At 46.4% G+C, this 12,691-nt stretch carries 10 protein-coding genes; 2 read left to right on the forward strand and 8 right to left on the reverse strand.

The annotated features are described in order from the left end of the window. Positions 1–187: 187 nt before the first annotated feature. The 3 genes from katG to OM978_RS21455 form a co-directional block, all read right to left on the reverse strand. Entirely contained in the window at positions 188–2,386 is a 2,199-nt protein-coding gene (gene katG / locus OM978_RS12100; protein ID WP_264342473.1) for a catalase/peroxidase HPI, read from the reverse strand. Positions 2,387–3,195: 809 nt separating this feature from the next. After that, positions 3,196–3,345, reverse strand: coding sequence for a hypothetical protein (locus OM978_RS12105; RefSeq protein WP_164731861.1), 150 nt, complete (start codon positions 3,343–3,345; stop codon positions 3,196–3,198). Positions 3,346–3,703: 358 nt separating this feature from the next. After that, positions 3,704–4,054, reverse strand: a complete 351-nt coding sequence (locus OM978_RS21455) for a YebG family protein (protein WP_319633870.1) — start codon at positions 4,052–4,054, stop codon at positions 3,704–3,706. A 136-nt stretch (positions 4,055–4,190) separates the two neighbouring features. Between OM978_RS21455 and OM978_RS12115 the strand changes: the two genes are divergently transcribed. Both OM978_RS12115 and OM978_RS12120 read left to right on the forward strand, forming a co-directional pair. Further along, a complete protein-coding gene (locus OM978_RS12115) occupies positions 4,191–5,462 on the forward strand; it encodes an anti-phage deoxyguanosine triphosphatase (RefSeq protein WP_264342474.1) in 1,272 nt (423 codons plus the stop codon). A 24-nt stretch (positions 5,463–5,486) separates the two neighbouring features. Further along, the gene (locus OM978_RS12120; protein ID WP_264342475.1) at positions 5,487–6,524 is read left to right on the forward strand and encodes a patatin-like phospholipase family protein; all 1,038 of its coding nucleotides are present in this window, start codon (positions 5,487–5,489) and stop codon (positions 6,522–6,524) included. Here OM978_RS12120 and OM978_RS12125 read toward each other — a convergent pair. The 5 genes from OM978_RS12125 to prpC form a co-directional block, all read right to left on the reverse strand. After that, the gene (locus tag OM978_RS12125) at positions 6,521–7,015 is read right to left on the reverse strand and encodes a GNAT family N-acetyltransferase (RefSeq protein ID WP_264342476.1); all 495 of its coding nucleotides are present in this window, start codon (positions 7,013–7,015) and stop codon (positions 6,521–6,523) included. The genes OM978_RS12120 and OM978_RS12125 overlap by 4 nt on opposite strands. 115 nt (positions 7,016–7,130) lie before the next feature. After that, positions 7,131–7,535: a hypothetical protein gene (locus OM978_RS12130; protein ID WP_233007363.1), complete on the reverse strand. Its 405-nt coding sequence runs from the start codon at positions 7,533–7,535 to the stop codon at positions 7,131–7,133. A 148-nt stretch (positions 7,536–7,683) separates the two neighbouring features. After that, complete coding sequence (gene prpF, locus OM978_RS12135) at positions 7,684–8,877, reverse strand: 2-methylaconitate cis-trans isomerase PrpF (protein WP_264342477.1); 1,194 nt, start codon at positions 8,875–8,877, stop codon at positions 7,684–7,686. A gap of 11 nt (positions 8,878–8,888) precedes the next feature. Next, on the reverse strand, positions 8,889–11,477 hold the full coding sequence (gene acnD, locus OM978_RS12140; RefSeq protein WP_264342478.1) for a Fe/S-dependent 2-methylisocitrate dehydratase AcnD: 2,589 nt from the start codon (positions 11,475–11,477) through the stop codon (positions 8,889–8,891). Positions 11,478–11,554: 77 nt separating this feature from the next. Further along, positions 11,555–12,682 carry a 2-methylcitrate synthase gene (gene prpC, locus OM978_RS12145; protein WP_264342479.1) on the reverse strand — a complete coding sequence of 376 codons (1,128 nt, stop codon included), beginning with the start codon at positions 12,680–12,682 and terminating at the stop codon, positions 11,555–11,557. Between the last annotated feature and the right edge of the window lie 9 nt (positions 12,683–12,691).

Raw genomic sequence — 12,691 nt, forward strand, 5'->3', positions numbered from 1 at the left:
TAAAAGCATTTTATGGCAAGGATGTAAAACCTGGCTGCCTTTGGATGTGATTGAACTAGTCGCTTTACGCTAACGCCAAAGTCCATCGGCTTCAATCACTTTTTCTCAAAACAACTGCTCCAAAAATAAAAAGGCAGCTGTTAAAAAAACAGCTGCCTTTGTTTCACTCAGTACCAAAATACTGGTATTACTTTAAGTCAAAGCGATCAGCGTTCATCACTTTGTTCCAGGCGGCAACAAAATCACGGACAAACTTTTGCTTGTTGTCCTGTTGGGCATAGACTTCAGCCAAAGCGCGCAGCTGAGAGTTAGATCCAAAGACCAAATCAACACGGCTGGCAGTCCATTTCACAGCACCAGTTTTGCGATCTTTACCTTCAAACAGTTCAGCCTCTGCTGACACCGGAGTCCAGGCTGTGTTCATATCCAGCAAATTGACAAAAAAGTCGGTGCTTAATGTGTCGGCTTGTTTAGTAAATACACCGTGCACGGATTTATCCGCGTTGATATTCAGCACACGCAGACCACCGATCAGAGCTGTCATTTGCGGCGCTGTTAACGTCAGCAACTGAGCTTTATCCAGCAACAACTCCTCAGCTTTGACTGAATAACGGCCTTTTACATAGTTACGGAAACCATCAGCTATAGGTTCCATCACCGCAAAAGACTCCACATCGGTTTGATCTTGTGATGCATCAGTACGGCCCGGACTAAAAGGCACCTCGATTGCTACACCAGCATTTTTCGCAGCTTGCTCAACAGCAGCAACACCTGCCAGAACAATAATATCGGCCAATGACACCTTACGGCTTTCTGACTGGTTATTAAAAGAGGCCTGAATTTGCTCAAGCACAGCCAGCACTTTGCTCAGCTGCGCCGGTTGATTCACTGCCCAATCTTTTTGTGGGGCTAAACGAATACGGGCACCATTAGCACCACCTCGCTTATCTGAACCACGGAAGGTTGAAGCGCTGGCCCAGGCTACTGATACCAGTTCTGAAATGGATAAACCTGAAGATAAGATCTTACTTTTCAGTGCAGCTATATCTGCAGAGTTCACCAACTCGTGGGTCACTGCAGGCACAGGATCTTGCCAAATCAGTTCTTCTGACGGTACTTCAGGGCCTAAATAACGAGCTAAAGGTCCCATGTCACGGTGAGTTAATTTATACCAGGCACGGGCGAACACATCAGCAAACTCTTCTGGGTTCTGATGGAAACGTCTGGAAATAGCTTCATAAGCCGGGTCCATTTTCAGCGCTAAATCAGCAGTTGTCATCATTGGCGCATGACGAATGGCTGGGTCATGAGCATCAGGCACAGCTGTTGCGGCAGATTCGTCTGTTGGGATCCACTGATGAGCGCCAGCCGGGCTTTTCACCAGTTTCCAGTCATAACCAAATAAGGTATCAAAATAGCTACTGTCCCACTGGGTAGGAGTTGGAGTCCATGCGCCTTCAATACCACTGGTAATAGTATGAACACCTTTACCTGTGCCAAAGGCATTTTTCCAGCCTAAACCCATTTCTTCCAGTGGAGCAGCTTCAGGCTCAGCGCCAACTAAAGAGGCGTCGCCTGCACCATGGCATTTACCAAAGGTATGGCCACCAGCAACTAAAGCGACAGTTTCTTCATCATCCATTGCCATACGGGCAAAGGTTTCACGAATATCACGGGCTGAAGCCACTGGGTCCGGGTTGCCATTCGGGCCTTCAGGGTTGACATAAATCAGGCCCATTTGCACTGCAGCTAGTGGATTTTCTAATTCACGATCGCCAGCGTAGCGTTTATCGCCCAGCCACTCTGTTTCCACACCCCAATAAATATCCTCCTCCGGAGCCCAAATATCTTCGCGGCCACCAGCAAAACCAAAGGTTTTAAAGCCCATAGATTCCAGCGCACAGTTACCGGCCAAAATCATTAAATCTGCCCAGGACAACTGGTTGCCATATTTTTGCTTGATTGGCCACAATAGACGGCGGGCTTTATCCAGATTGCCATTATCAGGCCAGCTGTTTAGTGGAGCAAAACGTTGTGAGCCTGACGATGCACCACCACGGCCATCGCTGGTGCGATAAGTACCGGCACTGTGCCATGCCATACGAATAAATAATGGACCATAGTGGCCATAATCCGCCGGCCACCAGTCCTGTGAGTCGGTCATCAGGGCATATAAGTCCTGCTTCACCGTGGCCAGGTCCAGTTTTTGAAAAGCTTCGGCGTAGTTAAAGGGTTGATCCATAGGATCGGATAACGAAGAGTGTTGATGTAAAATATTTAAATTCAGTTGGTTCGGCCACCAATCACGATTTGAAGTACCACCGGCGGCTGACTTAGTCAGAGCGCCGTGCATTACCGGGCATTTACCTTGAGTCTTGTTGTCCATCTGTAACTCCAATTGTTGCTGTTATAAGGGAATAATCCCATTAAAAGGCGATAACTCTGCAATCGGAACCTGCACGTCCAAGCGTGTTATCAATAAAAATTACCCTATTGTTTACATTCAAACTATCAGACTGAACCATGAATTGGCCTCAGCGATGTCACATGAACTCTGCCATGTTTTACAGCAGTCTACAGGATTTAGACATCGAACTTCATGAAAAAATTCAATGCCTTAAATCACTTTTTCAGATGCTGCGAAGTTAAAGCTCTGGACAGGGACCTGATAAAAGTAGACTAAGAGTTACAGATGACAGACTAATTACGGCAGAAGGGGAAAAAAGATCGGTGAGAGCACAAAACAACAGTTTTTTCGTTTCGGAACCTATCATCCAAGTCAGGCAGCTGAGGATCAGTAGAATAAAAAAACATCGGGAGTGTTTTTTAACGGCGTTGTTTGCCGGCCCGCAGGGTGAGCGCCAGGGATGGCAGCGAATAAAAAAACATCGGGAGTGTTTTTCACTCACATCGTCCATGATGTTCGCCTTCGGCAGCTAAAGCTGTGCAAAACGGCTATCCTGCCGTTTTGTTAACATCGAAGCGTTGGCCCTCTAGGGTGAGCGCCATGGATGGCAGCGAATACAAAAACATCGGGAATATTTTTGAACGGCGTTGTTTGCCGGCCCGCAGGGTGAGCGCCATGGAAGGCAGCGAATAAAAAAAACGCGCTTAGCAGCAATCTAAGCGCGTTCAAGGGGTTACGTTTTTTACCACACTAAGCTCAGCACAGCTTACTGCAGGTCACAGCCACCATTATTTGGTGTAAACAGCTCCACTCAGACTTAAAGCGCGGCCAATCTGAGCTAAAAACTGATTGATTCGACGCACCAGCAGCAGAGAAGATACGCTGCGCTCTGTAGTGCTCACGTTAGATTTTTCTACTGTGGTATTGATACTGTTCATGTCCAACCTCGTTAAGTCTGAGAAAGTGTTCATCCGAAAACGTGGTTATTATGCTGCAAATTTAACCAGATCACTAACGAGATAATTTATAGCCTGGATATTAGTTTTTCTAATGCAAAATAACATTCTCTGTCATGATTTATTCAGCTTGTTTTCATATTCACTATTCACTGCAATAATCGACCTTCAATAAAAATGCTGTTACAGCAGCTAATTATGCACAAAGATTGTGTTGAACCCAATAAAAAAGGCATAACCTATTTATAGTTATGCCCTTTCAGGTTACTTTTTTAAATTAGCTGTTCTAATAAAAAATAAAGGTACAAGCTAACCGCGCCACTGAATCTCTGCTGGTAAATTAAGCAGCCAGATCGTCTGTGGCTTCCGTCACTTCTGTCAGTACAACGGCCGCTTTAGCCGGATCAGCAACGCCTTTCTCCTTTGCCTGTTCTTTATCGGCTACCGGGGCTTTGTTGCTTTTGGTTTTCTGATTCAGCGTCTGGATCACCAGCTCTTTTTGCTGAGCTAAATACAGCGCCAGATCTTCACGTTGTTGCTCATCCGGGATCAGTTCACTTTGACCCAACATTAAAAACAGTTCATCAGCAATATCCAGCATCCGGTCATAGGCGTCTGCTTCAGGCTTTGAACTAAAAGTCATTTTTTCTACTCCAGCGCGCTCAACAATGTATTTAATAATAACGGCCATAAATCCTCCTGCTTTTGATACTGAACATTTATACAGCAACCACTGTTTATTTGTCCAGTAGTATTTATAAAAAATACGCATCGCCTCTTTTCTGCTTTTGCCGTAGCATAAAGTTATTCTCAAAGAAGGATTTTGTATGCAGCATTTGTGGGCCGAACGCCGTCTTGCCGAACATAGCCAGAGACCAAACGATCACCGTACACCATGGCAACGGGACAGAGCCAGAATTCTGCACTCCGCCGCTTTTCGCCGCTTGCAGGCTAAAACTCAAATTATGGGTATTGGCCAAAATGACTTCTACCGCACCCGTCTGACCCACTCTTTAGAAGCTGCACAAATAGGCACGGCGTTAGTAGCGCAATTAAGTTACCAACAAGAAGACCCGGCTCTGCGGGCATTATTGGCACAGGACAGCCTGATGGAGGCTTTGTGTCTGGCCCATGATTTAGGCCATCCACCTTTTGGTCATGGTGGTGAAAAAGCTCTGAACGCCTGTATGCAGCATTTTGGTGGTTTTGAAGGCAACGGTCAGACCTTGCGTATTGTTGGCAAACTGGAACCCTATACAGCCAGTGGCGGCATGAATTTAAGTCGCCGTACTTTATTAGGTTTATTAAAGTATCCGATAGTACAGCCTGCGCTCGATCAGTTTGAGCAAGGACTCACAGTCAAACCTTGCAAAGCTATTTATGCCGCCGACAGTGATTTACTCGATTGGATCTTAAGCCCTTTATCAGCAGCAGATCGCAGCGCTTTTCAGCGCACTGAAGCTTTACTCAAAGCGCCCTTTTTAAAGTCACTGCATAAATCTCTGGATGCTTCGATTATGGAGCTGGCCGATGACATAGCTTACGGCGTGCATGACCTGGAAGATGCGATTGTGACTGGTACTGTGACCATTGAACACTGGCGCCGTTTGGCAGAGCCTGAAATGGCGAAGTTACCCGGTGATATTGCCAGTGCTTTGAAACATATCAGTCAAAAATTATTTATACCCGAACATCATATTCGTAAAGATGCCATTGGCGCGCTGGTGAATTTGCTGATCACCAGCATTGAGTTGTATCAGTCGTTACCGGACACTCAAGACCCATTGATCCGGTACAATGCAAGACTACCAGAGCCGCAGCAGCAGCTGTTGCAACTGCTAAAAAGCTTTGTGTATGAGGCCGTAATTTTATCGCCAGATGTGCAACGGGGCGAATACAAAGGACAGCAAATTGTCCGCTCATTGTTTGAAGCCTTTAGTTCGGAAGCGGAACGTTTACTACCCGCCAATACCAGAAATCGCTGGCTTATGTCGGATAGCGAACAGAGTAAAATGCGGGTTATTTGTGATTATGTTTCAGGTATGACAGATGAGTATGCACTGCGTATGCATCAGCAATTGTTTGCCGCATCTTTGTAAGTTTTAAATGAGGATAGGATTGGGGTGACAAAGTCGACATTAAGAGTACTGGCGGGAGCCACGGCCTTTGAACATCTGCAACAACAAGGCTTACGTCAGCAGGATATTCATTTAGTTTTAGGCGCCAGTGGCGGCCCTAAATGGTTTTGCTTATTTGGATTAGATCAGTATTTGTTTGGTGAATTTTTTAAAGACAGAAGCACGCCTTTATCTTTAGTCGGCAGCTCTGCCGGAGCCTGGCGTTTTGCCTGTGTTACGCAGCAAAACCCTGCTGCCGCCACTGAACGTTTTGCCAAAGCCTACAGCAGTTTGTGTTTTCCACCCAAGGCCAGCATTGATCAAATTACCTCAACCTCAGCTGCTGTATTGGATCAGGTATTCCCTAACGACGACTGCATTTTACAGGTGCTGAATAACCCTGTACTGCAACTGAATTTTATTGCAGCCCGCGAAGTGAAAGTAAGAAAATCTGAACGCAAAGCGGCGCAAGTCAGGCGTTTACTGTTAGCAGCAGGCGCTAATCTGCTCAAACCTACGTTATTACAACGGTTTTATAAAAGAGTGGTGATGCAAAATCACAGCAATCCTGGCTTGTTACAACAGGTGCCTCACGAAGCTTATCCACTGACACCAGACAATTTTAAGGCTAGTTTATTGGCATCAGGTTCTATTCCTATGGTAATGCATCCGGTGAAAGATCCGGCGGGTTTACCAGCGGGTTTATATATGGATGGCGGTTTGCTGGATTATCATCTGTCTTTGCCTTACCAGCAGGACGGTTTGATTTTATATCCACACTTTTATCCGTACCTGATCCCCGGCTGGTTTGATAAATCCTTGCCATGGCGCCGCGCTAAAGCAGCGCAAATGGATAAGATGATCCTGCTGTGTCCATCCGAATCCTGGGTGAAATCCCTGCCTTACGGCAAAATTCCGGACCGCAAGGATTTCGACAAACTAACAGACACACAACGTCTGGAGTATTGGGCCATAGTGCTGGAACGCTCAAAAGAACTGGCGGACGATTTAAAATCCGGCAATTATTTGCTGGAGCGATTTTAAGCTTTAACCATATAACAGGCTATTTCTGGTAAATAAGTATCCAGAATAGCCTGCTGCTCTGCGCTAATATTTGTCACTTTGGCAAAACCTTGTTTAGCCCAATAGCCTTCAGCCCCCTGCACTGCCACCAAAGCCAAGGCTTCTAAGCCCAATTTCTCCGCTTCCATGCTGGCGTGGGCCAATAACGCAGGCGCTAACGACTGTCCGCGAAAATCACTGGAAATAGCCATATCGTGCAGATACAAGCAGTTAGTGTGTGAATAAACAGGAAAAGCCGCAGCTAAAGGCGTAATGCTGCCAAGCACCGACGGATAAGCCAGCAGATAACCTGCCATTTGCTGATCAACAAAATAGCCCCAGCAGGTGTGAGAAAACGTAGATATTCGATTAGCCATCACAGTGGCTGATTCAACCAGATCTTCGCTGTAGCAGTTTTGCTGCACCAGCATTAGCTGTGGGACATCAATGACAGATAAAGTAGATACAGACATAACAAACACCGGTAAAAATAAGCGGCAGAGCTTGGATTGAAAACAAAAACCACCTGCTCTAGCTGAGACAAGTGGTTTTTTAAAACACTGAATATAAAGTTATTTGTTCAGATTTTTAGTTCAGGCTTTTTAACAGCGTTTGATCTAAACCGTCAGCAGACAATAACTTCACAATAGCTTTGCAGTGATCCAAAGTAAAATCACCTTCGCTGATTTGCAGGTTTAATGCTTCACGACGTTTTTGCACTACACCAGACAAAGTTTTATTGTCAGCGTCTGCGCCTTTTAATTTCTGCTCTAACTTCGTCAGCCACGGATACAGCTGCTTTTCAGCATCATAAGCCTGCTGGCGAATTTCCGGATGGTAATCTTCGCACGCATTTAAATTTAACAAATAAAAATTCAGATAACCGGCAACGGTCAGATACTGGTAGTCCACTGTTTCAGCTTTCACTGCAGAAGACAATGTCGCAGAACTTAAACATAAGGCGGCAAACAGGCTGTAACCTAACTTCTTCATCAAAGACTCCCCAAAAAAATCGTAAATTCGATACCCAATCTACAGAGAATAACCTGCCTTTTCAACATGGCAGGTTATTTATACTGGAATAATAAGTCGATAATTCAGCACCGCAGTTACAACTTATCATTTTTACCATTTTATAGACTTAGAATGTGCCAGCCGGTACCCGCACCCAACCTTCCATTAATACCCTGGCACTTCGACTCATTATGGCTTTGGTGACTTTCCATTCACCTGCCACTAAAGCAGCTTCTGCGCCAACTCTTAAAGTGCCGGAAGGATGACCAAAACGCACAGCTTTGCGTTTGACACCACCAGCAGCCAGATTGACTAAAGTGCCTGGAATAGCAGCTGCAGTACCAATAGCCACAGCAGCTGTGCCCATCATGGCGTGATGTAATTTACCCATAGATAAAGCCCGCACCACCAAATCCATATCGCTTGTAGTCACAGCTTTACCACTGGACGAGATATAGTCTGTGGCTGGCGCGACAAAAGCAATCTTTGGCGTATGCTGACGGGTTTTAGCTTCGTCTATATGAGACATCAAGCCCATTTTGACTGCACCATAAGCACGGATAGTCTCAAACATGGCCAAAGCTTTGGCATCGCCATTAATGGCTTCCTGCAGCTCAGTGCCTGTATAACCAATATCTTTGGCGTTGACAAAAATCGTCGGAATACCGGCATTGATCAGTGTGGCTTTAAAAGTACCAACCCCTGGCACGTCCAAATCATCCACTAAGTTGCCAGTTGGGAACATCGAGCCACCGCCCTCGCCGTCTTCATCAGCGGCTGGATCGATAAATTCCAGTTGCACTTCAGCGGCAGGGAAAGTCACACCATCCAGTTCAAAATCACCGCTTTCCTGCACTTCGCCGTTGATCATCGGCACATGAGCAATAATGGTTTTGCCAATATTGGCCTGCCAAATCCGCACTGTGGCTTTGCCATTTTGTGGAATACGGCTGGTATCAACTAAACCTGCGCTGATAGCAAAAGAACCGACAGCTGCAGATAAATTGCCGCAGTTACCACTCCAATCAACAAAAGCTTTATCGATGGAGACCTGGCCAAACAAGTAGTCGACATCGTGATCACTTTTGCTGCTTTTGGATAAAATAACAGTTTTGCTGGTACTGGACGTAGCGCCGCCCATGCCATCAATTTGTTTGCCGTAGGGATCGGGACTGCCAATCACACGCAGCAATAAGGCATCACGGGCAGCGCCTGAGATTTGTGCTGCTTCAGGTAAATCCTGCAAACGGAAAAACACACCTTTGCTGGTACCACCACGGATATAAGTGGCAGGTATTTTAATTTGTGGTAAATAACTCACTCTGTTGCCCCTTAGACCTTAGCTTCAAGGAAGTCTTTGGCAAAACGCTGTAACACGCCACCCGCTTCATAAATTGACACTTCTTCGGCTGTATCCAAACGACAAGTCACTGGTACTTGCAGCACTTCACCGTTTCTGCGGGTGATCACTAAAGTTAAGGTAGTGCGAGGTGTACGCTCGCCTAAAACGTCATAACTTTCAGTGCCATCCAAAGCCAAGGTTTTACGGTTCACACCTGCTTTAAACTCCAGAGGTAATACACCCATGCCCACCAGGTTAGTGCGGTGAATACGCTCAAAGCCTTCGGCAACTATGGCTTCAACACCAGCTAAACGCACACCTTTGGCCGCCCAGTCACGGGATGAACCCTGACCATAATCAGCACCGGCAATAATGATTAAAGGCTGCTTACGTTCCATATAAGTTTCAATGGCTTCCCACATCCGGGTCACCACACCTTCAGGCTCAATACGGGTTAAAGAACCTTGTTTGATTTTGCCATCCACCACTGCCATTTCGTTAATCAGCTTAGGGTTGGCAAAAGTAGCGCGCTGCGCTGTTAAGTGGTCGCCGCGGTGGGTGGCGTAAGAGTTAAAATCTTCTTCCGGCAGCCCCATTTTATGCAGGTATTCACCGGCAGCACTGTCCATCATAATGGCGTTGGATGGCGATAAATGGTCAGTGGTGATGTTGTCACCCAGCACAGCCAGCGCACGCATACCTTTCATGCTGCGCTCACCGGCCAATGCACCTTCCCAATAAGGAGGACGGCGGATATAAGTGGTTTGTGGACGCCAGTCATACAGCGGGCTGATTTTTTCGCCGTAATCCACAGAAACTGCAAACATAGGCTCGTAGACTTTACGGAACTGTTCAGGTTTGACGCTGCTTGCCACCACAGCATCTATTTCAGCATCGCTTGGCCAAATGTCTTTTAAGCGGATTTCGTTGCCGTCTTGATCCAATCCCAGCACGTCTTTTTCGATATCAAAGCGGATAGTACCGGCTATGGCATAAGCCACCACCAAAGCTGGTGAGGCTAAAAACGCCTGCTTGGCATAAGGGTGAATACGGCCATCAAAGTTGCGGTTACCAGACAACACAGCTGTGGCGTATAAATCACGCTCTATCAGCTCCTTTTGGATCACTGGGTCTAAAGCGCCACTCATACCGTTACAGGTGGTACAGGCAAAACCAACAATACCAAAACCTAAACTTTCTAAATCTGTCAGTAAGTTGGCTTCTTTTAAATACAGCTCCACAGTTTTAGAACCAGGCGCCAGCGAGCTTTTCACCCATGGCTTACGGCTTAAACCTTTGGCTTTAGCGTTGCGGGCCAATAAGCCTGCAGCTATGACGTTACGTGGGTTACTGGTATTGGTGCAGCTGGTAATAGCAGCGATAATGACAGCACCATCCGGCATTAAACCCGGCTCGTTTTCCACCACACCACTAATACCTTTGACCGCTAAATCGCTGGTCGACACTCGCGCATGAGGATTAGAAGGACCGGCAATAGTGCGGCCGACACTGGATAAATCAAAACGAATAACACGCTCGTATTCAGCCGTTTTTAAACTGTCGGACCATAAACCTGCAGTTTTGGCGTAGGTTTCAACCAGCTTGACTTGCGCTGGCTCGCGACCTGTTAGGGTTAAATAATCCAGAGTTTGCTGATCGATAGAGAACATAGCGGCAGTAGCGCCATATTCTGGCGTCATATTAGAGATAGTAGCGCGGTCGCCTAAACTCAGGCTGCTTGCACCTTCACCAAAAAACTCCAGATAAGCAGACACGACTTTTTCTTTGCGTAAAAACTCAGTCAAGGCCAAGACTATGTCTGTTGCCATAATGCCTGGCTGTGCTTTGCCCGTCAGCTCTACGCCAATAATATCCGGCAGACGCATCCAAGAGGCACGGCCTAACATCACGCTTTCTGCTTCTAAGCCACCTACCCCAATAGCAATGACACCCAGCGCATCCACATGAGGCGTATGGCTGTCAGTACCCACTAAAGTATCAGGGAAAGCCACACCGTCAATGGCGTGAATAACTGGCGACATCCGCTCTAAATTGATCTGGTGCATAATGCCGTTGCCTGGTGGTATCACATCGACATTTTTAAAGGCTTTTTTGGTCCAGTTGATAAAGTGGAATCTGTCGTCATTACGTCTGTCTTCGATAGCACGGTTTTTCTCAAAAGCGTCTTTTTCAAAACCACCATGCTCTACAGCCAAAGAGTGATCGACAATCAGCTGAGTCGGCACTACAGGGTTTACTTTGGCCGGATCACCACCTTGCAGCGCAATAGCATCACGCAGACCTGCTAAATCCACTAAAGCGGTTTGACCTAAAATATCGTGGCAGACCACACGGGCCGGAAACCATGGAAAATCCAGATCCTGCTTGCGGTAAATCAGTTGTTTTAATGAATCAGTTAAAGTCGCCGGATCGCAGCGGCGTACTAAGTTTTCAGCATGAACACGGGAGGTATAAGGCAGTTTGGCATAAGAGCCCGGTTCAATGTCGTTGCATGCAGCTTCTGCATCAAAATAATCCAGGTTGGTGTCTGGTAAGTTTTTACGGTAATTAGAATTCATGGCCATTCGCCTTTATGTATAAGTTCAGATCCAACAAAAGCCCACTAAGGGCTTTTATTGTTTGGGTGCTTTTTTGCTTAACGGCTTGATAGTGGCGTTACTGTACGTGGTTCCACACCTGTATATTCAGCACTTGGGCGAATAATACGGTTGTCGGCACGTTGCTCCATCACATGAGCGGCCCAGCCTGTTAAACGTGAACAGACAAAAATAGGCGTAAACAGCTTGGTTGGAATTCCCATGTAGTTGTAAGCCGAAGCATGGAAAAAATCTGCGTTACAGAACAGTTTTTTCTCGCGCCACATGACGCTTTCACAGCGTACTGAGATGTCATACAAGGAAGTATTACCGTTGGCTTTACCGAGCTTTTCTGACCATTCTTTGATCACCGCATTACGTGGATCGGACTCCGCATAAATAGCATGACCAAAACCCATGATTTTTTCTTTACGTTCCAGCATGCCCATTAACTTGGTTTCGGCATCATCCGGATTGTCCATCTTTTCAATCAGTTCCATCGCCGCTTCGTTTGCGCCACCGTGCAGCGGGCCACGTAATGAACCAATAGCGCCAGTGATACAAGAGTGCATATCACTTAAAGTGGAAGCACAAACACGAGCTGTAAAAGTAGAAGCATTAAACTCGTGCTCTGCGTATAAAATCAGCGAAGAGTTCATTACATCTGTATGCAGCTGAGTTGGCTTTTCACCATGTAAAGTCCAGAGGAACTGCTCGGCAATAGAATCGGCCGCTGTTTCCACTTCAATGCGCTGGCCTTTATGGCTGAAGTTATACCAGTAGTTAATTAAACCGGGGAAAATCGCCAGTAAACGGTCAGTCGCATCCTGTTGCTGAGCAAAACTCTCTTCAGTTTCTAAGTTGCCCAACATAGAGCAACCGGTGCGCATCACATCCATAGGATGAGCAGAAGCAGGAATACGTTCCAGTACTTCTTTTAATGCCTGTGGCAGGTTACGCATAGCTTTTAAGCGTTTTTTGTACGCAGCCAGTTCAGCTTCGTTGGGTAACTCACCTTTTAAAATCAGGTGCGCTACTTCTTCAAATTCACAGTGAGCGGCTAAGTCTTTGACGTCATAACCACGGTAGGTCAAGCCTGAACCTGTTTTGCCTACTGTGGATAAAGCGGTTTTACCTGCAATTTGGCCACGTAAGCCTGCGCCTGATAATTCTTTTGCGTTCGCCATCTTGTCTCT

The sequence above is a fragment of the Rheinheimera sp. MM224 genome (assembly GCF_947090785.1).
GTDB lineage: Bacteria > Pseudomonadota > Gammaproteobacteria > Enterobacterales > Alteromonadaceae > Pararheinheimera.